Consider the following 22,684-nt stretch of genomic DNA (forward strand, 5'->3'; position numbering starts at 1 on the left):
CGTCGAACTGGAAGTCCACCGCCCACACCACGTTCGGCGCGTCCGCCGTCGGCGCGTCGACGGTCGAGGACCCGACGCGCTTGCGTCGACGCCGCTGCGGGACCCGGAGCCCTTCGTCACGCCACAGGCGTTGGATCTTCTTGTGGTTCACCACCGGCCCCTCGGCGCGGGCGTCGTGATACGCCCGCCGATACCCGTAGCGGGGATGGTCCTTCGCCCAGGCGCGCAGCCACTCCCTGAGCGCCCGATCCGGGTCCGCGACCGTGTCGCCCTTGAGCGGTCGCCGGTACGCGGAGCGGCTCAGCCCGACCAGACGGCACGCCATCCGTTCGCTCACCCGCAACTTGCGCTTGAGGTGATCGACGGCGGCGCGGCGCCTGTCCGGGCTTAGAAGTTTCCCTCAGCCAGCTCCTTGAGCGCGGCCTTCTCCAGCTCCGCTTCCGCGAGCAGACGCTTCAGGGTCGCGTTCTGCTTCTCCAGCTCCTTCAGGCGCTTTGCGTCCTCGGCCTTGAGGCCGCCGTACTGGTTCCGCCACCGGTAGTACGTCTGCTCGGACACCCCGAGCTCCCGGCACACCGCCGCGACGTCCTGACCATCGGCGAGCATCCTGTCGGCCTGCCCGAGCTTACGGACGACCTGCTCGGGGGTGTGACGCTTCCTGCTGTTCGTCATGATCTGACCAGTCTCCCTGCCCGCGACCGCGGGCAACAGGACGACTCTCATAACGACTGGACCTACGAAACGGGGTCAGCCCAAGAGTCTGTCGAGGAAGGGTGAGAAGGCCCTCAACTGCATATTGTGCACAGCAACGCACCCATTGAGCGACACGCCGAGGACATGTGAGAGTCGAGCAGGAATGCTCATGTCGCGTTTCCGCGTCGGAAGGGTGAACGGCCACTTCACCTGCCACAGCCGCACTTCAGAGCCCGCGGCTGGAGGGATACTGCTCGCAGCCCTGCGAAGGGGGTCATCTCGTGATTTCTCGCACCCCCACCCCGGACGATATCGAGTCAGTGCTCGCCGCCGTCGAGACCATCCCGCCAAGCCTGTTCGATCACTACGAGGGATCCCGCGAGAACGAGCCGGTGCGGGGCCATGACCGCCTCCATGCGGCGCAGGATGGTGAGCGGAGGGACGAGCGTGCCGTACTGGTTCGGCTTGAACACGCCCCGGAGCTGATCCGCGATCCCCCACACGAAGTTCGAGAGGTTCTGGCGAGAGGGCATGGTGGCAGATCCTTTCGGGGCACGGCGGTGTGGCAGTCGGCCTCATTCTGGCACTGAAAAGTCGCACGCCTGATGCCTGAGAGCCGGGTTCCGAAGAATTCTTCGGATGAGGAGGCCGGCACCTTTTCGACCGACCTCCGGAGGCTCGAATCCGAAGTCTTCTTCGGTTTCCCATGTCGACTCGTCACCGCAGCAGTCGAACGTCACCGATTCCGAAGAATCCTTCGGATTTCAGCTGCTCATCTGCCACGCTGGGGCCGTGGCCACCACACGCGCAGTCTCCTCTGCCGCGGCGCTGATGAAGATCAGCGATCGCGTCCGCGCCATGCGTAAAGAGCTCCTGCTGACCCAGCAGCAGCTCGCAGACCTGGCGGGAGTCTCGGATGCGACCGTCCGCCAGATCGAGCGCGGCACCGGCAAGAGCACCCTGAAGTCAGTGCTCTCCGTCATGGAGGTGCTCGGCCTCGAGCTCGAGGTCACCGGCTGACGACTCCTGCACTCGAAGACCTGAAGCGCGTCACCACCGCGGACGTCTACAAGGGCGGCGTCCCAGCGGGGACGGGATCGCCCTTGCGGCTCAGTCCTCCAGGCTCAGCTCCACGTCCCCGACCCACGGCTCCGCGAATCCTTCGTACGTCCCGTCCTTGAGCGCGATGGCCAGCCACTGGTCCACGTAGTGCTTGAACACCTCGTCGCCCTGCGGGAGCATGTACCCCTTCTGGAAGTAGTCGAAGGGCTCGTCCGGGTTCGCGGCGCACAGCTCGGGGTACTCGTGGTCGATGTAGAGCACCTCGGAGCGGTCCGTGGTCATCACGTCCGCCTCACCGGCCGCGAGAGCGTCGAACACCGTGAGGTTGTCGTGTGTCAGCAGCTCGCCCTGCGGGTAGTGCTCCCGCGCGAACTTCTCGTTGGTGCCGCCCTCCGGGAAGATCGACCGCACACCCGGCTGATTGATCTCCGCCACGGTGTCGTACTTCTCGACGTCCTCGCAGCGAGTGATCGGCGTCTTGCCGTCCTCCTGCGTGGGCACGGTGAAGTACACCTGCTCGGCGCGTTCCGGGTTCAGGGAGATGCCCCCGACGGCGACGTCGCACGCCCCCGACGTGTAGTCGTCCATGAGCGTCTTCCAGCTGGTCTTCACGAACTCCGGCTCCACGCCCATGGTCTCGGCGAGATCGCGGGCCATGTCCACGTCGATGCCCTTCCAGTCGCCGCTCTCGGTCTGCTCGGTGAAGGGCGGATAGTCACCGGTGGAGCAGACGCGCAACGTGCCGGCCTCCTTGATGCGTGTGAGTGCGGAGTCGACGACGGTGGCGGTGGCAGGTTCCGATGAGCCGCCCGCATCCTGCGCCGTGCCGCAGGAGGTGAGGGCGAGCGCCAGGGCGACGCCGAAGGCCGCCGTCGTGAGTCGGTAGTGGGTAGGGCGGAAGGTCATGATCGGCTGTCTCCCTCGACGACGGCATGTGAGTCCCGTCACCGTAGCCCGGCACCACTCGCCCCCATCGCCCCGTGTGCGACAAATACACAACACTCGCCTTGCGTATCTCACTGAGGTGTGCCTTACTGGTTCTCGGACCCCCGCCGGAAGGACCCCCATGGCCCACGCCTCCACGCACCCCGCCCATCCGCTGCCGCCCGTGGCGTCCCGTCGTCTGCTGCTGGCCCAGCGGCTGCTCCGCGGCGAGGGCTCCGTCGAGGTCACGGCCTTCCGCGCCGGCGAGACGCTCACGACGGCCGTCCACGGCGTGAGCGCGGACGGCCGCCTCGTGGTCGCCCACGTCCCCAACCTCCTCGGTTCGCTCGGCGCGTTCCACACGCCCGCGCCGCTGGACGTGCGCGTGGACGTCCTGCGCGACGCCCTGGACCTCACGCTCCCCACCCGCCTGGCGTCCGTGCATCTGCTCGGCACCCTGCGCTGGTGCCGGGACTCGGCCGAGGTCGCGGAGCTGGGGCTGCGCGGTCGCGTCGCGGACCTCGTGGCCGACGTCGGCCCGCGGGTGCGCGTGGGCGTCGTCGAGACCCAGCGGATCCTGCTGCACGACGTCGACGGCGTCGCCGTGTTCTGCCGCCACACCCTGCCGCTCACGTCGCGCGGGCTCATCGACCAGACCGAGCTCGCAGACCTGGCGGACGACGTGCTGGGCACCGCCCCCGAGGTGCTCGCGGACCTGGCCGACGCCGTCGCCCTGGGCCTGCTGCCGGGCGAGAGCACCCCGTTGCAGGTCGACACCGAACCCCTGCCCGAGTCCCCCGCCTACGCCCTCGACGCGGACGAAGCCGGGGTGACCCTGCTGCGCGTCCGCGACGGCGAGACCACCGCGGTGCACGTGGCCCTGCCCGGTGCGGGCCGACTCGACCACAGCCCCCGGCACGCCTGGCGGCGACTGCTGGACGCGATCCCGGCGCGGGTCGCCCACCCCTGAGGGGCGTCGTCAGTCGATCGTGTAGGTGGCGCAGGTGGCCACGTCCGTGACCTCGATGCCCTCGGCGGTGCAGGCGAGGTCGACGTTGTAGGTGCACTCGAGGCGGTGGCACGCACCGACGGTCGAGGCGCCCTCGGTCACCGGGCGGCGGACGTCCAGCTGGACGAAGGTGCCGCAGCCGGGCGTTCGGTCGGAGCCGGCGACGGTGATGGCCAGGGCGTTGCAGGACGACTCGGCATTGAAGGCGCAGGCGCTGGCGGCGCAGGTGCGGACGGCGGTGGTCATGGCGTGATCCTCCCGGTTCGGGCCCGCCCCGGGCTGGGACGGTGCTGCTGGAATCGAGATTACTCCGGCCCACGAATAGCACAAGAGGGGTGAGCCTTAGTCGATAGGCAATTAGCGCAAATGCATTTTGCGCATTGTCGCGTGTCGTATGGACCGACGTCGTGCCCGCCGGCCGCCCGGAATCTTCTGCATCTCTGGCCCTTCTGGCGACCACGCGCCCACTCAGAAGGGTCAGATGCGCAGACGATCCGCCGTCCCCGCCTCCTGAGCAGCCCCGGCAGCCCCGGCAGCCCCACCACCCTGGCCGAGTCCGCCCCGCGCCCCTAGCGTGGGGCCATGAGCACCCATCGCCTGTCCTCCACCGCCCTCGGGTTCGCCGCCGGACTGGGCACCGCGGCCGCTGTCACCGCAGCCCGCAAGATCGCCCTCATGGGCGCCGTGGGGAAGGGCCACCCGCTCAAGCACCGCCTCCTGGACGCGGCATCTGGCCTGGTCCAGCCGAAGTACCCCATGGGCGCGATGAGCACCTATCTCAACGGACTGCACTTCTACGCCGACGACCTCGGCCGACAGGTCGAAGCCAGCCACTTCTGCATCCACCTGCGCCACGACCTGCACCAGTGCGTGATCTTCGACCGCAACGCGCCGGACGCACGGCTGATCGGCATCGAGTACATCATCAGCGAGGAGCGGTTCCGCAGCCTCCCCGACGAGGAGCGGCGCCTGTGGCACAGCCACCACTACGAGGTGAGCTCCGGCGCCCTCACGGCCCCCGGGGTGCCCGAGCTGGCCGAGCACAGTTACTTCGAAGACCTCATCCACACCTACGGGAAGACGTTCCACACCTGGCAGTACGACCGGGACGACTTCCCGTACGGCATCCCCCAGCTGATGATGGGCCTCACCGGCGACGGCCAGGTGGACGAGGCCCTCCTGCGCGCCCGGGACGAGCGCGTGGGCGTGGACACCGCGGCCAAGCGGCGCCACCGCGCGGACATCCCGGTCCCGGACGTGGTGCCGGGCGCGAACAGCTGGGAGCGCGGGCGGGTCGTGCAGACCACGCTCGAGGAGCGCCCGGTGCGGGGCCGCGACGACTGAGGCCGGCGTCGTCGGCAGGGCGCCGTTTCCCGAACGACAGCGGTGCGACACGCCGCCGTTTCCCGAACGAAAACGCTCGGCGGGCCGGCGCCGTCATCCGGATCGGGCGGGGGCGCCCCGCGAGGGACAGTACGTCCGCCGCACGTGTCGCGGCAGCGAGAACGCTGGGCTCAGACCTTGCCCTTGAGCAGTCGGTGCCAGTAGATCCGGGGCTGGCCGAAGCGGTCGAAGGCCGCCGTGCTCTTCCGCGGCTTCGTCAGGTCCACGCCGGGGATCGACCGGTCCTCGGAGCCGTCGCGGACGTGCTCGTCCAGGACCAGCTCGTCCCGGCTGACCATCACGGGGATCACGGTGTAGCCGTCGTACTTCTGGAGCGGCTTCCCCGCGTCCGCAGCCTGGATGTTCTGGGTCAGGATCTTGACCTGCCGGCGCAGGGCTCCGCCGGAGGGCCGTGTGCCCAGGGCGGCGGCGTCGCCCAGCGCCCACACGTGCGGGTGCACGGGATGCCGCAGGGTCGCGGGATCCACGGCCGCCAGGCCGGCCTCGCCGTCGTCCGCCAGGCCTGCCTCGGCGATGAACTCCGGGGCCCGCACCACGGGCGTGATGTACGCGGCCGCGACGTCGGTGATCCGCTCACCGGTGTTGAGCACCACCTCGCGGGCCTCGTGGTCCACGGCGTTCACCTCTGCGCCGGCGTGCACATGGATGCCGTACCTCGCCACGGCCTCGGCCAGAGCGGGGTCGATGGTCTGCCGGTCCAGGATCCGGCCGTACGGGGTCACCAGGTGGACGTCCACGTCCGGCAGGATCCCCGTGCGCTCCCACGCCGCGCAGGCCAGGAACAGCGCCTTGAGCACGGTGCCGCCGCACGAGGAGGGCTCAGCCGGCACATTCGCCACCACACGGTCCCCCGCGGCCACACGCGACAGCAGCGCCCGGGCGGCGTCCACGTGCTCGGGCACGTGCGCACTCGCCGCCCATCCGGCGGCGTAGGCCTCACGCAGCCCGTCGATCGCACCCCACCACGGGGTCAGCCCCGGGCAGAGCACGAAGTGGCGGAAGCCCACGGTCAGCCCGGTGCTCGTCACCGCGGTCCGTTCCTCGGCGTCCACGGCCACGACGTGGTCCGGGATCCATTCGACCCCGTCCGGGATGACGGCCCGCATCGGCCGTTCGAACCGGGCCATGTCCGCCTGCCCGCCCGCCGCGTAGTTCAGCATCGGCCGGTAGCGGTGCAGCTGGTGGCCGTCGGCGATGGCGACCCGGCCCTGCCGCTTCCGCCGCAGTGCGGCGGCCAAGGACACGCCGGCGTTGCCGCCACCGACGATCAGGATGTCGTACTGCTCTGTCACGTGGTCCTCCGTGGGGTGACGGGGTCAAAGGAACGGTACGTCCGCCCCCGCAGACGTGCTCCGCGGCAGACGGGACGTGCCGCCCATCCTCCACTGGGGGCCGGAGCCGGCGCTAGCCCGTAAGGCCCAGCAGCCGCAGCTGGTCGGCGTACTTGCGCAGCCCCACCTCCACGGCCTGCGGGTTCTGCGCGTACCAGTCCAGGTGGGTCTGTCGCAGCTGCTCGGCCGGAACGGTCTGTCCGGCCACGGTCCAGTCCTCGGTCGGCTCGGCGTCGAGGTCGAGGGCCTCCACCACGGCCGCCTCGAGGGGCGCGCGCACCCCGCCGAGGAGCACGCGGGAGGCGGGCACGGGCTGGACGGCGACATCGCCCGGCAGGCGCTCGGCCACGCGCTCGGCCACGCGGGTCAGCAGTGTGTTGGTCGGGTGGTTCACGGTGTAGAAGCCGACGCCCCGCTCCGCCGCCACCAGATCCGCCATGGACAGCGTCCCCTTCGCCTCCTCCCTCGCCCGCAGCGCCTGCACGGACGCGGCCGCGGCCTCGCGGATCGCCGCCGGCGCCACCTCCCGACGACGGCCCGTCGCCGCCTCGGCCAGCACGTGCAGGTCGTGGTACGGCACGACGGGCGGGTCCTCCCCCGGCCGCTCGGCCGCCCCGGGCGCGAACTTCCAGTTGCGGAGGGTGACCTGCCAGGGGAAGCGCGAGACGTCGTACACCACGGGGATCCGCACCACGGCGGCGTCCTCGGGCAGCCGGGCCACGAGCTGGTCCGTGCCGATGGGCATGCCCCGGTAGTCGTGCGGGATCGGCTGGGTGACGAGCGCCTTCACGCGCGGCAGCAGCCGCTCCAGGTGCGCGACCTCGTCCGGCTGGGCCTCGAAGGCGGGCGGCACGCGCACGCTCACCAGGTCCGCCCCGTGCAGCGGTGTGCCGGGCTCCCCGCCGAGCAGCCGCCGATACGACTCGCCCTGGCAGTTGCCCCACACCAGCAGCAGGTCGTCCTCGGGCAGGTCCTCGAGCCCGTAGAAGTGCCCGTAGTGCCGGCGTCGTCCCTCGTCCTCGTGCACGCCTGCGTCCTCTCTCCTCAGCCGTCCTCGCGCCGGATCCAGTCGACGCCCGTCTTCCCGAACCACCAGGCCAGGAACGCGGAGAGCGCCGCGAAGTCCAGCTCGTCCAGCTCGCTCATCGGTCCTCCCGTGTTCCGTCCTGTCCGCGATTGTGCCAGCCCCGCCCCGCGGGCACCGGCCCGCTCAGCCCCAGCCGCCCCACCACGCCTCGAGGTCCGGCACGGCGGCCACGGGCGCCCAGCCCAGCCGGGAGGCGGGCACCCGCCACACCCGCGCCGTCCCGCCCCGCCGGTGCCGCCACCGCGCCCGCGCACACGTCAGCACGGCGAGCACGGCCCGCTCGCCCGGCTCGGCCGGCTCACCCAGCACCTCCACGCGCTCGACGCCGGCCCGTTCCAGGCGCAGCAGCCACGCGGCGACGGCGTCCGCGTCAGGCCGGGCTCCGGCCGCGGCGGGCCGCAGCGGCACGTGCACGTCCACGGACCAGTCGGGCACCGACCGCACGGCGTCGAGGTCGCCGCGCGCCGGCGTCGGCGGCAGGTCCTCGCCCGCCGCCGCGCCGCCGTCGGGCTCGCCCAGCAGCCGCACGCGGGGGTCGCCGAGCGCCCGCGCCGCCGCCTCGTCGAGGCCGCCCACGACGCCGACCCGCGCCCCCGGTGCCGCGCGCAGCACGGCGTCCACCGCCACCACGGCCGCCGCCGCGCCGTCTGTGCCCTCCGGCACACGCACGCGCGCCTCGACCCGCAGCGGGCCGGCCAGGGAGAGGCCGTGACCGCGGGCCGTCGTCGCGGGGATGCGGGAGGCCAGCACGAGCGCCTCGCGGGCCTTCACCCGGGCGGCCTCGGCGGCGTCGCCGCGCCCGCCGAAGTCGGCGCCGGCCTGCCACGCCACGGCGTCCGGCGCGTGGCGCAGGGCCGCCCCCACGCGCCACAGCCGGTGCGCCAGCTCCCAGTCCTCCCCGCCGTAGCCCACGAAGGCGGGGTCGAAGCCGCCCGCGTCCTCGTAGACCTCGCGCGCCACCGTGAGCACGGCCGAGATGACGTACCGGTAGCCGGTGGAGTCGGCGCGGCGCAGGTCGTCCGTGGCGCGGTACCCCTCGCGCAGCCAGGCCGGCTCGGCCAGGCGGGCGTCCGCGGGCACCTCGTGCCCGGGCCGCCATCCGTGCGCCCAGGCCCGTTCCAGCCAGGCCTCGGCCAGGTGCCGCCGCCGGCCCACCACCGCGGCGTCCCGGGGCGCCTCGGCCACCGCCGCCAGGGCCGCGGCGAGGTACCCGGGCTCGGGGAGCATGTCCCCGTCGAGGAAGGCGAGCACGTCGCCGTCGGCCGCCTCCGCCCCGAGCGCCCGGGCCGCCGAGGCGCGGAACCCGCGGTCCGGCTGGCGCACGGTCACCACGTCGAACGGCAGGCCCGGGTCCACCCGGGGCGGGACGGGCGAGCCGTCGTCGGCCACCACGAGCTGCAGCCCGCCGGTCAGGCCGCGCTGGGCCGCGAGCGCGGCCGTGAGCCGGTCGAGGTCCGCCTGGGCCCGGTAGTAGGGCACCACCACGGAGACGGCGGCGCTCACGTCCACCTGTGCACGCGGCGGAGCACGTCGAAGAGCATCCGCGCGCAGTCCTCGGCCCCGGGCGAGAGGTCCACGCCGGGGCCCAGCCACGTGCGCTCGGGGGCCTCGACCGCCTCGGCGATCGCCTCGGCCATCGCGAAGGCCGGCGACCCGTTCGGGTGCACGAGCCGCAGGGTGCCCGGTCGCAGGCGCGCCATCTCCTCCGTGTAGCGGCCGGCGGAGGCGATGGCCCGCCGCCCCACCGAGGTCCACGCCGCCAGGGACCCGGACGCGGACACGTTGCGGTGCGCCGCGAACGGGATGCCCGCCGAGAGCAGGGCCGCGTCCGCGAACTCGTCCGGCACGAACCCGGTGACGCGGAACTCCAGGCCGCGCGCCTCGGCGTCGCGGGTCAGCTCCGCCACGAGGTCGTCATGCCCGGCGCTGACGGGTCCGAGCGCCGTCAGCCGGCGCGGCGCCCCGGAGTCCGGGCCCCACTGGCGGTGCAGCTCGGTGAGGGCCTCCAGGGCGAGGGCGTGCCCCTTGCCCGGGTAGACGAAGCCGAAGAGCACGAGGTCCCGGTCGAGGCCGGCCATGCTCTCCGGCACCACCGGCTCGGCGCGGGCGGCCGCGGCCCGGCGGTCCTCCACGGGCAGCGGGACCACGTCCGCGGCCACGTCCACCAGGTCCGCCAGCAGCGCCCGCTCGTGCTGCGAGGAGACCACGACGCCGTCCACCGCCTGGGCGAGCCGCGCGTATGCCTCGCCGCGGCGGCGGTAGCGGCCGTCGCCCTCGGCGGGCTGCGGGATGTCGTGCAGGGTGAGCGTGGTGCCCTCGGGCAGGACGTCGACGAGCAGGTCCGCGGCGGCGGTCGCGGTGGGGCCGAACAGCGCGTCCGTGACGTCCAGGTGCACGGCGGCGCCCAGCGCGCGCGCCTCCTCCAGCACGGGCACGAGGCCCCGGAACGCCGCGACGTCCTCCGCCGTGAGCAGCTCCACCTCGGCGCCCACCCGACGGAGGGCGGCGGCGGTCTGCCGGCCATGGCGCACCACGCCGTGCTCCGGCGCGCCCACGGTCACGTACAGCACACGCCCCTGCGGCTGCGAGTCCACGTCCACGATCCCCTTCACCTGCGGCGGCGCTCCTCGACGCGGCGGCGCGCCGGAACGGACAGGATGCCGCTGCTCCGATTCTCCGATCCTGCCCTGACAGACTAGATTCCGCGACCCCCGACCCGGGACGGGGACACGCCGCCCGCGCGGCATCGCATCCCCCAGGTCAGGAGGCCCTCCCCCGTGAGCATCACCGTCCAGCACGTGCCCGCGCAGCACCCGTACACCCGCGCGATCCGCCCCCTCGACCCGGGCGCCGCGCCGGACGTGGAGTTCCTGCCGGACCCGCCGGTGCCGGGCGCGCCCGCGCACCAGTGGTGGCCGCCCCGGGCCCTGCACGCGGAGTGGCTGGCCGAGCACCGCCCGGACGTGCTGCACGTGCACTTCGGCTTCGAGCACTTCAGCCCCGCCCAGCTGGCCGCCGCCCTGGACGCGCAGCACGCGCACGGGGGCGCCGTCGTCGTGACCGTGCACGACCTCGAGAACCCGCACCTGACGGACCAGGGCCCCCACCGAGACCGCCTGGCCGTGCTGCTGGGCCGCGCGGACGCCGTGCTCACGCTCACCCCCGGCGCCGCGGCGACCCTCGCCCGCGACTACGGCGTGCGCGCCCTCGTGGTCCCCCACCCGCACATCGTCCCGCTCGAGGACCTCGTGGCGCAGGGCGACGACGACGCCCCCGGCCTGCTGCCCCCCGACGCGTCCGACGACGGCGACGGCGCGCCCGTCCCCGCCCGCCTGCTGGTGCACGCCAAGGACCTGCGGGCCCAGGTGGCCCCGGTGGCGCTGCTGCCGGTGCTCGCCGCCGCCGTCGGGACGCTGGCCGAGCGCGGTGTCGACGCGCGGGTGACCGTGGAGGTCCAGGACACCGTGCAGGACGAGGACGCCCTGGCCGCGCTGCGCGCAGGCTGCGCCCACCACGGCTTCGAGCTGTGGCAGCACGACCGGCTCGACGACCCCGCCCTGCACGCGCTGCTGCGCGACGTGGACGTGTCCGTGCTGCCGTACCGCATCGGCACCCACTCGGGCTGGGTGGAGATGTGCCGTGACCTGGGGGTGCCGGTGGCCGTCGCGGACATCGGGCACATCGCGGACCAGTCCGGCGCCTGGTTGACCCCCGACTCGCTCGCCGCGTTCGACCCGGAGGATCCTGACTCCCTCGCCGACGCGCTCGAGACGCTGGTGCGCGCCCGCGCGCGCACGGCCCCCGCCGACCCGGCCGCCCGGGCCCGGCAGCGCCGTCGCGTGGCCGCCGCCCACGTGGCGGTCTACCGCGAGGCCCTCGCCCGGGCGCGCGGGGCGCTGCCGAGCGTGTCCGTGCTGGTCATCACGGGGCATCGGGACGAACACCTGGCCCGCGTGATCGCCGGGCTGGAACGCTCCCACCGCCGCCCGGACCAGGTGGTCGTGGTGTTCATGGGCCAGCCGGACGGGCGCGTCCCGGCCACGGACCTGCCCGTCACCGTGGGGCACGTGGCCGCCGAGGCCGGCCTGCCGCTGGCGCAGGCCCGCAACCGCGCGGCCGAGCTCGCCATCGGCGAGATCCTCGTCTTCCTCGACGTGGACTGCATCCCGGCGGCCGAGACCGTCGGCGTGCTGGCCACCGAGGTCGCGGCCCACTCCGGGTCCGTGGTGATGGGCCGGCCCCGCTACCTGCGGCCGGGCTGGGCCAGCGCCGTCGAGGAGGCCGACCTGACCTCGCACCGCGCGGACGCCCTGCTGCGCCGCCTCTCCGTGCCCCACCGGGCGCGCGCGCACCTGACCGCCGGGCCCTCGGACGAGTGGCACCTCGTGTGGACGCTGATCCTGGCGCTGCGCCGCGCGGACCTGGCCCGCATCGGCGGTTTCGACGCGGGCTTCACCGGCTACGGCGCCGAGGACACGGACCTGGCCTTCCGCGCCCGCGGCGCCGGCCTGACGCTGCGGTTCAGCCCCGCCGAGGCGTTCCACCAGCACCACGGCGTGATGACCCCGCCGCTGCACCACCTCGAGGACATCCTGATCAACGCCCGCCGCTTCCGGCAGGTGCACGGCCGATGGGCCATGGAGGGGTGGCTGCGCGCGTTCGCGGACGCGGGGCTGATCGCGTGGGACCCCGAGGGCGAGCGGCTCGAGCTGCTGCGTCACCCCACGGAGGCGGAGCTGACGGCCGCCCGCCGCGACGACGCCGCGTACTGAGGGGCGATGCGCCGGGGGCGTGCCGGACTCAGCCCAGGGCACCCTCGATCGCCGCCTCCCAGCGCCGCCGGTACTCGCCCGGCGCCACGAGCAGCAGGCCCGCGAGCCGGTCGGCGGCGGCCGGGTCCGCGAGGGCGCCGCGCACCGCGCCGGCCCAGTCCGCGTCCGGGTCCTCCCACGCGCACCACGGCACACCCGCGGCCCGGTGGATCTCGCGGACGAACACGCGCTGCTCGTCGAACGGCCGCGGCTCGGGGGCGAGCACCACAGGGCGGCCGGAGCGGGCGGCGTCCACCACGGCGTTGTGCCCGGCCGAGACCACCACGACGTCGGCGTCCGCGGCCCGGCGGGCCGGCGCCTGGACCCAGCCGTGCAGCGTCACGGTGGCGGGCATCGCCTCCACCGCGAGCCCGCCCGGCGCCTCCGGATCGCCCACCCCGGCGATCGGGCCGTACACCTCCCACGTCGCCTCCGGCACGGCGGATGCCGCCCGGGCCAGGTCCGCGGCCCGCACCCCGCCGCCGCCTGTCCCGGCGATCACGGCGACGCGCGGGGCGCCGCCCGCGGACGCCGTCGTCGTGGCGCGGGTGCCGAGCCGGCCGGTGACGTCCGCGACCCCGAGGTAGGTGACCCGGTCCGCGTGGACGGCGCGCCAGGCGGGGACCTCGAGCTCGGCGGCGTAGTGGGCGAAGAGGCCGTCGGCCTCGGCATAGACGAGGGCGTGCGCGGGGTCGGTGCGCTCGCCGTGCATGCGGCGGTGCAGCACGGGCCAGCCCGCCAGGCGCAGGAACAGGGCCGCCTCCACGGACACGTCCACCACGCACACGTCCGGCTCCACCCGCTGCGCCGCCGCGTGGAGGGCGTCGAAGCGAGCCCGGATCTCGGGCCCCACCGGGGACCAGTGCAGGGGCGAGCGCGCCGGCTGCTCGTGGCCGGGCACGAGGTCCGAAGGCAGCGGGATGACGGGGACGTCCGTGGGCAGCAGTGCGGCCGCCCGGGGGTGGGCGGTCACGACCGTCACGTCGAACGCCCCGGTCGACGCCAGGCCCGCGGCGTGCCGCATGTGCCCCGCCCCGTGCTGGTGGGCGTAGTAGAGGACCCGCCTGCGGGCCGGGGCCATCAGAGGGACTCCAGGTCCGCCGCCTCGGCGGACGGGCGCGGGACCCTCCGCGGGTCGAACCCGTATGCGTCCTCGGCGGCGGCGAGGTCGCGGGCGTCCTCGGCGGCCTGCTCGAGCAGGTCCACGTAGCCCTCCACCATGGTCTCCGCGCTGAACCGACAGGCCCACGCACGCACGCGTCCCCGGTCCTTGCGGCGGGCGTGACGGATCGAGACCGCGAGCTCCTGCGCCGTGTGGTGCACGGCCAGCGCGCCGGCCTGCGGGGCGACGATCTCCCCCATCGCGCCGCTGAGCAGCGCGGCCACCGGCACGCCGAGCGCCATGGCCTCGACCACGGCGAGCCCGAACGGCTCGGCCCACAGCGGGGTGGCCAGGAAGACCTCGCCCGTGGCCAGCATGTGCGGCAGCGCGTGATGGTCGAGGTGGCCGTGGTAGACGGTGTCCGGACCGAGCCGCGGCACGACCTCCCGGGCGTGGTACTCCTCGTCCGAGATCGGCCCGGCGAAGTGCAGCTCCATGCCCGCGATCCGGGCGGCGTCGATCGCCACGTGCAGGCCCTTCTCCGCCGTGATCCGGCCCGACCACACGGCGCGGCCGCGCACGGGGACGGCGTCGGAGACCCACTGGTGCAGCTCGATCCCGTTGGGCACCACGTCCACCCGCGGCAGCCGGTGCTGCCAGGCCAGCGCGTTCGACGCGGACACCGAGGCCCACCGATGGTGGTCGGGGGCCGTCCAGCCCGAGGCGTCGACGACGGCCAGCACCTCCGCCAGCGTGGCCGGCGTGTGCAGGACGGTGACCACGGGGCGGGCGCGCAGCAGCTCGAGCGGCGCCGGGGAGAGGGAGTTGTTCAGGACGGCGTCGGAGTCGTCATCGAGGATCAACGCGCAGGCCCGGCGGGCGGCCTCCTCGCGCACGCGGGCGCCCGCGCGGCCCGGGCCGGCGCCCTCGGCGGGCAGCACGGCGACGACGTCGCCCGGCACCCGGGTGCCCTCCCGCGCGTAGACGGTGACGTCGTGGCCCCGGCGCACGAGGTGCTCCACGGTCATGGCCGTGTGCATCTCCAGCCCGCCCTCGTAGGGCGAACGAATGGGGTGGAGCATGTGGGTGAGCACGCTGATGCGCATCGGCGTCCCCTTCCCGGCCCGGGCCGGGCCGAACGGCCCCGTGCGGGGCGGCAGAAGCGCGACTGACCTGCGGTGACACGACCGCATCACGTCCGCGCTGACGTACCCCGGCACTGTAGACACCCGGGGGGTCCCCCCGGAAGCGCCGGCCCCCCTCCCGGGGGTGAGGGCAGGGCAGGCGCACACGCCCCCGTCACGAGAAAGTCCCGGCCCGCGACCTCGAGGATCGCGGACCGGGACGGTCCGTGGAGCTAAGGGGAATTGAACCCCTGACCTTTTCATTGCGAACGAAACGCTCTACCAACTGAGCTATAGCCCCAGGTCATGCCCTCCCGCAGGAGTGCACCGGACCATCATACGCCCGACGCCCCCGATCCTCCAATCCGGCGGCGCCCCGCGGCGACCACGCCGAGCACCACACCCGCCAGATCCGCGACGACATCCACCGGGTCCCCCGTCCGCAGCGGCACCCACGCGTGCTGCACGAGCTCGCTCACCGGCGCGTGCACCGCGAACGGCAGCGCCCACCACGCGCTCCGCCCCCGCCACACCGCGAGGAACGCGGGCAGCGCGAACACGGCCACGTGGATCGCCTTGTCCAGTCCGGGCACGGTGAACCCGGCCTCCGGCACCTGCTCGCCCGGCAGGTACAGCACCACCAGCTGCACCGCGACGGCGACGGCCAGCGCCGCCGCCAGGGCGCGGCGCCGTCGTGGGGAAGCGGGGGCGGAGGGAGCGGCCGGGGAGCCGGAAGGAACGGTCATCCGCCCATTCTGTCCGGCTTCTGCGCCGGGCACTCATGGTCCCCGCCCTGCTGAAAAGGAGCTATGTTTTTGCCATTTCTGCGCCGATCATGTGATGATCACCCCATCCGGGTGGGCTCGTTCCGCCAGGATGCCGGTGTTGACAGCGCCGCCCAGGGCCGAGGGACCGCGATGGCTTGAGCAGAGAGCTCGCCGTTCGTGGACTCGGGACCCGGCGGGATGCCCTCCACCTCCCCGGCCCCCTGGCCGCGACGTGATCGGTACGCCACCTTCCGCCCTGCGGAGCCGTGCCCTGACCGGACCGCGCCGGGGGATCGGGACGTCCACAGTCACTCGTGCGAAAGGAAGTCCGATGCCGCCCTCCCAGGACGCAGCATCCCTGACCCAGCTCGGCGTGATCGGGGTGATCCTGCTCGTCGCGCTGTTCTACGGCGGGACCATGATCATGTCCGTGGCCATCTCCAAGAAGAAGGAGAACGCCGACGCCTACATGACGGCGGGCAACCGGATCGGCTTCGGCGTGTCCGCCGCCTCCATGACGGCCACCTGGATCTGGGCCGCCTCCATGTACGCCTCCGTGACCGCCGGCTACACGTACGGCGTCTCCCGTGCTCGGCTCCGTCATCTCCCTGACCTCCAACTTCATCGCCGGCGGCGCCCTGATCTCCCTGCTGTCCCCGCTGTCCTTCGGCGCGGGCATCCTGATCGTGGCCGCGGGCGTGCTGCTGTACACCCTGTGGTCCGGCTTCCGCGCCTCCGTGCTCACCGACTTCGCCCAGGTGATGGCCATGCTCGGCGCGACCGTCATCATCATCCCCGCCGTGTTCTTCGCCGCGGGCGGCCCGGGCATGTTCCAGGCCGGCGTCGAGGCCGGCCACGTCACGGCCCAGCAGCAGAGCTTCTTCTCCTCCGAGGCGTTCATGAACCAGGGGGCGCCGTACATCGCCGCCGTGCTGGCCTACGCGATCGGCAACCAGACCATCGCCCAGCGCCTCTTCGCCGTGCGTGAGGACCTCATCAAGCCCACCTTCATCACGGCCACCCTCGGCTACGGCGGCACCGTGATCGGCGTCGGCATGCTCGGCGTCATGGCGCTCTACCTGGGCGTCGAGCCGCTCGACGGCGACGTCAACAACCTCCTGCCGCAGATGGTCGCCGACCACCTGCCGCTGGCGCTCGTGGCCCTGGCGTTCCTGATGATCATCGGCTCGCTGTCCTCCACCGCCGACTCGGACCTGTCCGCCCTCTCGTCGATCGTGATGACGGACGTCTACGGCCAGTCGGTCGGCCGCAAGAACGCCGACCCGAAGACCATGCTGCTGATCGGCCGCATCACCATGATCGTGGCGACGGCGGCGGCCCTGTACTTCGCCACCGCCAAGTTCGACATCCTCGACCTGCTGGTCTTCGTGGGCGCCCTGTGGGGCTGCCTCGTGTTCCCCGTGATCGCGTCCTTCTACTGGGGCAGGATCACCAACGTCGCGTTCACGGTGTCCGTGCTCGCCGCGCTGGCCGTGTTCCTGCCCGTGCGCTTCGAGTGGATCCCGATCGAGGGAGCCTGGGCGTTCGTGGTGGAGACCCTCGCGATCCTCGGCGTGGGCGTCGTGCTGGGCATCATGTGCTTCGGCTTCTTCGGCCTGCGTCCGGCGGTCGTGGTCGGCGCGATCGCCTCGGTCGTGATGCTGTTCCTCGGCTACGGCTTCCTGCGGGACTACGCCACCCTCACGGGCTCGCTCGTGGCCTACGCCGTGTCCTTCCTCGTGTGCTGGGGGCTGTCCGTCCGCTCCGGGCAGGACTTCGACTTCGACCGGATCGCGCGCGTGACCGGCGACTTCGACCCCGCGACCGAGGACCTGCCGCAGGTCGAGCGCGCCTCGGCCCCCGTGTCCTGATCCCCCGTCCACCGACTCACAAGGAGCATCCGCATGACCGTCGGTCTCACCCTGTACGTCCTGATGTGGCCCGTCCTCGTGCTGGCCGTCCTCGTCGCGATCGCCCGCGGCTTCGTCGCCGACTGGGCCGCGGCCCGCCGCGAGGGCCGCTCGATCATCTGAGGCCTCCGCCGGGGGCGGCCCGTGACCCTGGTGGTCCTCGCCCTCGACACGGTCTTCCGCCTGACGCCCGCCGAGACCTCGGCCGCCATCCCGGGCATCGCCGGGCTCGAACACTTGCTCGTGACCGCCGGTCTCGCGCTGCTGTTCGTCGCCCTGTACGGCGGCGTGCGGGAGCGTCAGGCCCACCTCGAGACGGGCCGCGCCGGCGGCGCCGTCGTCGAGGGGGCCTGACCCGCTCGATCCCCTGCTATACCGCGCCCGCGTCAGCGAGCGCGGTCGAGCAGGATCACGTCCAGGCGGCGCGGCCCGTGCACGCCTTCGACGCGCTCGAGCTCGATGTCGCTCGTGGCCGAGGGACCGGAGATCATGGTGATCGGCGCCGTCGCCTCCACGCGGGCCAGCGCCTCCGGGAAGAGCTCCACCACGGAGTCCAGCGGCACGATGCACACGTGGTGGTCCGGGACCAGGGTGATCGCCCGGCGGCCCTCGTCCGGGCGGCCGCTGAGGAAGATCGTCCCGGTCTCCGCGCAGGAGACCGTCGAGGACGTCACCACCGCGTCCACCTCGTTCAGCGCGTCCACGCTGAGGGGCTCGCGCTCGCCGTCGTGGGCGCCGCGGACCGCGGCCCGCTCCCCCGTGTGACCCACCGCGGGCTCCGTGATGCGCTCCCGGCCGGCCCCGCGCGAGTCCGCGGGGAGCCAGTCAGGCTCCAGACCGGCCGGCACCACGTACCGGGCGTCCGGGCCGAGCAGCTCGGCGATGGCCGCGGCCACCGTCTCCTCGGTCTCGTCCCGCACGGAGGCCCGGTAGTCGATCAGCCGGTCACGCAGCATCTCCACCACCTCGGCCCGGTCCCGGGAGGAGGTCCGCCGGTAGGTGCGCTGCACCGGGTCTGCGACCGGGCCGTCCGCCGTCGCCTCGCGGATGCGCCGCAGGATCTCGGCCTTCGCCTCGCTCATCGTCCGTCCTCCTCGACGTGCTCGTCCTCCGGCCGGTCCAGCCCGGTGACGCCGTCCATGGCGACCCGGTGCTCGGTCTCATCCTTGTGGCGGGCCCACCAGTTGCGGAAGGACTCCCGCGGGGGCGCCGGCACGTCGCGCTCGTCGGTCCAGCCGCCGGCGATGCCCGGCAGCCAGCCGAGCACCCGGTCCGGCCCGGCCGCGACCCGGCCCAGCCCCAGACCCCGCTCGGCCAGCGACATGCGCCGACCCGAGGACATCACCACGGACGCGCCCTTCATCGCCACGTCCATCTGCGAGGGCGTGACGGACTCCACCGCCGTCTTGGCGCGGGCCAGGGGGCCGCCGACGGCGTCCTCCTCCGTGCGCAGCGCCTTCCGGGCGGCGTGGGTGGCCTGCACGTCCTCGTCCCGGAGGTGGATGAGGATCGAGGGGATGTCGATGGCCACGGGGCAGACGTCGTAGCACGCCCCGCACAGCGTGGAGGCGTAGGGCAGGGTGCCGTTCTCCCCCGCGTCCACACCGGTGAGCTGCGGGGAGAGGATGGCGCCGATCGGGCCCGGGTAGACCGAGCCGTAGGCGTGGCCGCCGGTCTGCTCGTACACGGGGCACACGTTCATGCACGCCGAGCAGCGGATGCAGTGCAGCGCGGAACGGCCCTTCGGGTCGGACAGCACCGCGGAGCGGCCGTTGTCCAGCAGGACCAGGTGGAACTCCTGGGGACCGTCGCCCTCGGTGACGCCCGTCCACATGGAGGTGTACGGGTTCATCCGCTCGCCCGTGGACGAGCGCGGCAGCAGCTGCAGGAACACCTCGAGGTCCTCGAAGGTGGGCACGAGCTTCTCGATGCCCATCACGGTGATCAGCGTCTCCGGCAGGGTCAGGCACATGCGGCCGTTGCCCTCCGACTCGACGACGGAGAGCGTGCCCGTCTCGGCGACGCCGAAGTTCGCCCCGGAGATCGCCACCTTCGTGCTCAGGAACTTCTCGCGCAGGTGCCGGCGTGCGGCCTCGGCCAGATCGGCCGGCTCGGAGGTGAGGCTCTCGTCCGTGTCCGGCATCTCCCGGAGGAAGATGTCCCGGATCTCCCGGCGATTGCGATGGATCGCCGGGACGAGGATGTGGCTGGGCCGGTCGTGGCCGAGCTGGACGATGAGCTCGGCCAGGTCCGTCTCGACGGCGGCCACGCCGGCATGCTCGAGCGCGGCGTCCAGGCCGATCTCCTGGGTGGCCATGGACTTGACCTTGATCACCTCGTCCACGCCCTTGGCGGTGACGAGCTCCGTGATGATGCGGTTGGCCTCGGCCGCGTCCCGGGCCCAGTGCACGACGCCGCCGCGCGCGGTGACCTCGGACTCGAGCCGCTCCAGGAGCGCGGGCAGGTCCGCCATGACAGACTGCTTCAGCGCGGAGCCGGCGGCGCGCAGCTCCTGCCAGTCCGGCAGCTCCTCGACGACGCCGGCACGCTTGGCACGGATGGTGTGCGTGGCCCGGCGGATGTTGGCGCGCATCTGGCCGTTCCCCAGCTGCTCGCGGGCAGACTCGGGGAACGGGGTGTTCAGCAGGATCTCGCCCTCGCCGTGGACGGGGCGGACGGTGGGCATTCCCAGGCGCACGCGGGTGGGTGCGGTGCTCATCGGCGGGCCTCCTCAACACGGGCGGACGGTCCGCGGCGGGCGCCGGCGGACGCGGGGATGGACAGTTCGACGGGGCCGTCGACCTCGAGCGGGTTCTCCCGGGTGGCCGCGAGGATCTCGGCGAGGTGCACGGTGCGCAGCGGGCGGCCGTCCTGGCCGCGCGCCTCGCGACGGTGCATGGCCCCGTCCAGGTGGAGCAGGCAGGAGGCGTCGCCGCCCGTGCAGAGGGAGGCGCCGGACGCGGTGACCTTCTCGATCTTCTCCTCCGCGATGGCGGCGGAGACGTCCGGGTTCTTCAGGGAGAAGGTGCCGCCGAAGCCGCAGCACTCCTCGGCGTCCGGCAGCGGGCGCAGGTCGATGTCCGCGACGGTGCGCAGCAGGTCCTCCTGGCGCGAGCCCAGGCGCAGCAGGCGCATGCCGTGGCAGGAGGGGTGGTAGGTCACGGTGTGCGGGAACCAGGAGCCGAGCTGGGCCCCGGCGTCCGTCACCCCGAGGACGTCCGTGAGCAGCTGCGACAGCTCGAGGGTGCGGGAGGCGACGACCTCGGCGTCGCGGGCCAGACCCTCGTCCCCGCCGGAGCGGGCGACGTCCGGCTGCTGGTGGCCGAGCGAGGCCACGCAGGAGGCGGAGGGGGCGACGGCGAGGTCGTAGTCGGCCTTCATGAAGGTGCGGACGTGGTTGCGCACCACGGGCAGGGCGTCCTTCACGTACCCGCTGTTGACGTGCATCTGCGAGCAGCAGACCTGGCCGGGCGGGAAGACCACCTCATGGCCGAGCCGCTCGAGGATGCGGACGGTGGCGAGGGCCACCTTGGGGTACATCGCGTCCACGATGCACGTGGCGAACAGGGCGATTCTCATGCCGGTCTCCGTTCCGGACGGGGCGCCTGGGGCGCCGTGCGGTGCGCCAGCACACGGGTGCCGTAGTGGTCAGACCATATCATGCCAGCCTCTTGCAAGGTGACCACCCTCACAGTACGCTCCTTGGTCTGACCACAGTGGTCCGACCATCACCGGCCCGACCGGATCCCGCCCCGTCCCCTCGCCCACCGGGAGACCCCCGTGCACACCTTCACCCCCACCCCCGATGCCGCCGGCAGCGTCGCGCTCTCCGCCGCGCTCGGCGTCCTGCCCCTGCTGACGTTCTTCGCCACCCTCCTCGGTCTGCGCCTCAAGGCCTGGCAGTCGGGGCTCGCCGCGCTCGTGGTGGCCCTGCTCGTGGCCGTGCTGGGCTTCCACATGCCGGCCCACCTGGCGGCGCTGGCCGCCGCCCAGGGAGCGACCTTCGGCCTGTTCCCGATCGTCTGGATCGTCGTGATGGCGCTGTGGTTCTACCAGGTCACCGTGCTCTCCGGGCGATTCGACGACATGCGCGCGATCTTCGACTCGCTCGGCGGCGGAGACATCCGCATCCAGGCCGTGCTCATCGCGTTCTGCTTCGGCGGCCTGCTCGAGGCCCTCGCCGGCTTCGGCGCCCCCGTGGCCATCACGGCCACCATGGTGCTCGGCCTGGGTGTGCCCCCGCTGCGGGCGGCCACCGCCGTGCTGCTGGCGAACACCGCGCCCGTGGCCTTCGGCGCCGTGGGCACCCCCATCACCACCGCGGGCACGCTCACCGGCATCCCCGCCACGCACATCGGCGCGATCGTCGGCCACCAGGCCCCGTTCGTGGCCGTGTTCGTGCCGTTCCTGCTCGTGTTCATCATCGACGGGCTGCGCGGCGTGCGGCAGACGTGGCCGGCACTGATCGTGATCGGCGCGAGCTTCGCCGTCGCCATCTGGCTGGCCTCGACCTACTTCTCCTACGAGCTCACCGACGTCGTGGCCTCCCTGGTCTCCCTCGCCGCCGCCGTCCTGCTGCTGCGCTTCTGGCGGCCGCGGGGCGCCGAGGAGGCCCGCCAGCGCCTCGACGCCCCCGCCCGCGCGGCGGCGCAGGACCTCACCCCCGGCCGGATCTTCATGGCCGTGCTGCCCTACATCGTGGTCGTGGCCGTGTTCGCCCTGGCCAAGCTGGTCCCCTCGATCACCGCGGCCCTGAACTCCGCCACCGCCAAGATCCCGTGGCCCGGGCTCGACGGGCACCTCGTCGACGCCTCCGGCGCGCCCCTGGCGAGCACCGTGTACAAGTTCGAGTGGCTGGCCTCCCCCGGCACGCTGCTGCTGATCGCCGGCCTGATCATGGCCGTGGTCTACTCCCGGTTCGACCACGACGGCCGGTTCCCGCTCTCGGTGGGGAACGCGCTCGCCGAGATCGGCCGCTGCTTCGCCCGCATGCGCTGGTCCGCCCTGACGATCGTGATCGTGCTCTCCCTGGCCTACGTCATGAACTTCTCGGGCCAGACGGTCGCCATGGGCACGTGGGTGGCCGGCCTGGGCGCGGCCTTCGTGTTCCTGTCCCCGGTGCTCGGCTGGCTCGGCACCGCCGTGACCGGCTCGGACACCTCCGCGAACGCCCTGTTCTCCACCCTGCAGCAGACCGCCGCCACGAACATCGGCGCCGATCCGGCCCTGCTGGTGGCCGCCAACACCTCCGGCGGCGTCGTGGGCAAGATGATCTCCCCGCAGTCCCTGGCGATCGCCGCGACGGCGGTCGGCATGGAGGGCCGGGAGTCCGAGATCCTGCGCCGCGTGGTGGTGTGGTCGCTCGTGCTCCTGCTGGCGGTGTGCACGCTCGTGTACCTGCAGTCCAACGTGCTGGCGTGGATGCTGCCGGCGGCGGGCTGACCGCCTGCACCACCCGAG

Annotated in this window: 20 protein-coding genes, 1 tRNA gene and 2 pseudogenes; 8 read left to right on the top strand and 15 right to left on the bottom strand. The window is 73.2% G+C overall.

What is annotated here, in order from left to right; genetic code table 11:
* Together ACUW6W_RS08715 and ACUW6W_RS08720 are read right to left on the bottom strand one after the other, a co-directional pair.
* Window positions 1-672, bottom strand: a pseudogene (locus ACUW6W_RS08715) (transposase); the annotation flags it as partial.
* A 338-nt stretch (window positions 673-1,010) separates the two neighbouring features.
* A complete protein-coding gene (locus ACUW6W_RS08720) occupies window positions 1,011-1,226 on the bottom strand; it encodes a type I restriction-modification system subunit M N-terminal domain-containing protein (RefSeq protein WP_069942031.1) in 216 nt (71 codons plus the stop codon).
* 259 nt (window positions 1,227-1,485) lie between these two features.
* On the opposite strand from ACUW6W_RS08720, the gene ACUW6W_RS08725 reads away from it, so the two are divergent.
* The gene (locus ACUW6W_RS08725) at window positions 1,486-1,713 is read left to right on the top strand and encodes a helix-turn-helix domain-containing protein (protein WP_223247472.1); all 228 of its coding nucleotides are present in this window, start codon (window positions 1,486-1,488) and stop codon (window positions 1,711-1,713) included.
* 90 nt (window positions 1,714-1,803) lie between these two features.
* Here the strand turns inward: ACUW6W_RS08725 and ACUW6W_RS08730 are convergent, their stop codons facing one another.
* Window positions 1,804-2,661, bottom strand: a complete 858-nt coding sequence (locus ACUW6W_RS08730; RefSeq protein WP_063188582.1) for a transporter substrate-binding domain-containing protein — start codon at window positions 2,659-2,661, stop codon at window positions 1,804-1,806.
* Window positions 2,662-2,821: 160 nt separating this feature from the next.
* On the opposite strand from ACUW6W_RS08730, the gene ACUW6W_RS08735 reads away from it, so the two are divergent.
* Window positions 2,822-3,649: a hypothetical protein gene (locus ACUW6W_RS08735; protein WP_454180128.1), complete on the top strand. Its 828-nt coding sequence runs from the start codon at window positions 2,822-2,824 to the stop codon at window positions 3,647-3,649.
* Window positions 3,650-3,658: 9 nt separating this feature from the next.
* Here ACUW6W_RS08735 and ACUW6W_RS08740 read toward each other — a convergent pair whose 3' ends face one another.
* Window positions 3,659-3,934, bottom strand: coding sequence for a DUF1540 domain-containing protein (locus tag ACUW6W_RS08740; RefSeq protein ID WP_148408525.1), 276 nt, complete (start codon window positions 3,932-3,934; stop codon window positions 3,659-3,661).
* A gap of 336 nt (window positions 3,935-4,270) precedes the next feature.
* Between ACUW6W_RS08740 and ACUW6W_RS08745 the strand changes: the two genes are divergently transcribed.
* Window positions 4,271-5,032 carry an OBAP family protein gene (locus tag ACUW6W_RS08745; RefSeq protein ID WP_148408524.1) on the top strand — a complete coding sequence of 254 codons (762 nt, stop codon included), beginning with the start codon at window positions 4,271-4,273 and terminating at the stop codon, window positions 5,030-5,032.
* Between the two features lie 170 nt (window positions 5,033-5,202).
* Here the strand turns inward: ACUW6W_RS08745 and ACUW6W_RS08750 are convergent, their stop codons facing one another.
* From ACUW6W_RS08750 to ACUW6W_RS08765, 4 genes are all read right to left on the bottom strand, one after another.
* On the bottom strand, window positions 5,203-6,384 hold the full coding sequence (locus tag ACUW6W_RS08750; protein WP_396830472.1) for an NAD(P)/FAD-dependent oxidoreductase: 1,182 nt from the start codon (window positions 6,382-6,384) through the stop codon (window positions 5,203-5,205).
* A gap of 112 nt (window positions 6,385-6,496) precedes the next feature.
* The gene (locus tag ACUW6W_RS08755) at window positions 6,497-7,450 is read right to left on the bottom strand and encodes a WcbI family polysaccharide biosynthesis putative acetyltransferase (protein WP_060973586.1); all 954 of its coding nucleotides are present in this window, start codon (window positions 7,448-7,450) and stop codon (window positions 6,497-6,499) included.
* Between the two features lie 183 nt (window positions 7,451-7,633).
* Complete coding sequence (locus ACUW6W_RS08760; RefSeq protein WP_230956251.1) at window positions 7,634-9,013, bottom strand: glycosyltransferase; 1,380 nt, start codon at window positions 9,011-9,013, stop codon at window positions 7,634-7,636.
* On the bottom strand, window positions 9,010-10,122 hold the full coding sequence (locus ACUW6W_RS08765) for a glycosyltransferase family protein (protein WP_060974167.1): 1,113 nt from the start codon (window positions 10,120-10,122) through the stop codon (window positions 9,010-9,012). Before ACUW6W_RS08765 ends, ACUW6W_RS08760 begins: the two co-directional genes overlap by 4 nt.
* A gap of 165 nt (window positions 10,123-10,287) precedes the next feature.
* Between ACUW6W_RS08765 and ACUW6W_RS08770 the strand changes: the two genes are divergently transcribed.
* A complete protein-coding gene (locus ACUW6W_RS08770; protein WP_060974166.1) occupies window positions 10,288-12,282 on the top strand; it encodes a glycosyltransferase in 1,995 nt (664 codons plus the stop codon).
* Between the two features lie 28 nt (window positions 12,283-12,310).
* On the opposite strand, the gene ACUW6W_RS08775 is transcribed toward ACUW6W_RS08770, so the two are convergent.
* From ACUW6W_RS08775 to ACUW6W_RS08790, 4 genes are all read right to left on the bottom strand, one after another.
* Window positions 12,311-13,402 carry a glycosyl transferase gene (locus ACUW6W_RS08775; RefSeq protein ID WP_060974165.1) on the bottom strand — a complete coding sequence of 364 codons (1,092 nt, stop codon included), beginning with the start codon at window positions 13,400-13,402 and terminating at the stop codon, window positions 12,311-12,313.
* Window positions 13,402-14,529, bottom strand: coding sequence for a glycosyltransferase (locus ACUW6W_RS08780; RefSeq protein ID WP_060974164.1), 1,128 nt, complete (start codon window positions 14,527-14,529; stop codon window positions 13,402-13,404). The genes ACUW6W_RS08775 and ACUW6W_RS08780 overlap by 1 nt, the downstream gene beginning before the upstream one ends.
* Window positions 14,530-14,775: 246 nt before the next feature.
* A tRNA-Ala gene (locus tag ACUW6W_RS08785) sits at window positions 14,776-14,848 on the bottom strand.
* Between the two features lie 34 nt (window positions 14,849-14,882).
* Window positions 14,883-15,293, bottom strand: a complete 411-nt coding sequence (locus tag ACUW6W_RS08790; RefSeq protein ID WP_060974163.1) for a VanZ family protein — start codon at window positions 15,291-15,293, stop codon at window positions 14,883-14,885.
* A 352-nt stretch (window positions 15,294-15,645) separates the two neighbouring features.
* Here ACUW6W_RS08790 and ACUW6W_RS08795 point away from each other — a divergent pair.
* The 3 genes and pseudogenes from ACUW6W_RS08795 to ACUW6W_RS08805 all read left to right on the top strand — a co-directional run bounded on the left by ACUW6W_RS08795 (window position 15,646) and on the right by ACUW6W_RS08805 (window position 17,578).
* Window positions 15,646-17,185 (top strand): annotated as a pseudogene (locus ACUW6W_RS08795) (sodium:solute symporter family transporter).
* A 33-nt stretch (window positions 17,186-17,218) separates the two neighbouring features.
* Window positions 17,219-17,347, top strand: a complete 129-nt coding sequence (locus ACUW6W_RS08800) for a putative transporter small subunit (RefSeq protein WP_036339645.1) — start codon at window positions 17,219-17,221, stop codon at window positions 17,345-17,347.
* Window positions 17,348-17,368: 21 nt separating this feature from the next.
* Window positions 17,369-17,578: a hypothetical protein gene (locus tag ACUW6W_RS08805; protein WP_020624127.1), complete on the top strand. Its 210-nt coding sequence runs from the start codon at window positions 17,369-17,371 to the stop codon at window positions 17,576-17,578.
* A 32-nt stretch (window positions 17,579-17,610) separates the two neighbouring features.
* Here the strand turns inward: ACUW6W_RS08805 and ACUW6W_RS08810 are convergent, their stop codons facing one another.
* The 3 genes from ACUW6W_RS08810 to ACUW6W_RS08820 are packed head-to-tail and all read right to left on the bottom strand — an operon-like array spanning window position 17,611 to window position 20,803.
* A complete protein-coding gene (locus tag ACUW6W_RS08810) occupies window positions 17,611-18,306 on the bottom strand; it encodes a LutC/YkgG family protein (RefSeq protein WP_044658796.1) in 696 nt (231 codons plus the stop codon).
* Complete coding sequence (locus tag ACUW6W_RS08815) at window positions 18,303-19,943, bottom strand: lactate utilization protein B (protein WP_049146570.1); 1,641 nt, start codon at window positions 19,941-19,943, stop codon at window positions 18,303-18,305. Before ACUW6W_RS08815 ends, ACUW6W_RS08810 begins: the two co-directional genes overlap by 4 nt.
* Window positions 19,940-20,803, bottom strand: coding sequence for a (Fe-S)-binding protein (locus tag ACUW6W_RS08820; protein ID WP_036313467.1), 864 nt, complete (start codon window positions 20,801-20,803; stop codon window positions 19,940-19,942). The genes ACUW6W_RS08815 and ACUW6W_RS08820 overlap by 4 nt, the downstream gene beginning before the upstream one ends.
* 201 nt (window positions 20,804-21,004) lie before the next feature.
* Here ACUW6W_RS08820 and ACUW6W_RS08825 point away from each other — a divergent pair, with 201 nt between their 5' ends.
* Window positions 21,005-22,666: an L-lactate permease gene (locus ACUW6W_RS08825; protein ID WP_020628227.1), complete on the top strand. Its 1,662-nt coding sequence runs from the start codon at window positions 21,005-21,007 to the stop codon at window positions 22,664-22,666.
* Window positions 22,667-22,684: the final 18 nt, after the last annotated feature.

It is taken from the genome of Micrococcus sp. 093350064-1 (assembly GCF_053627955.1).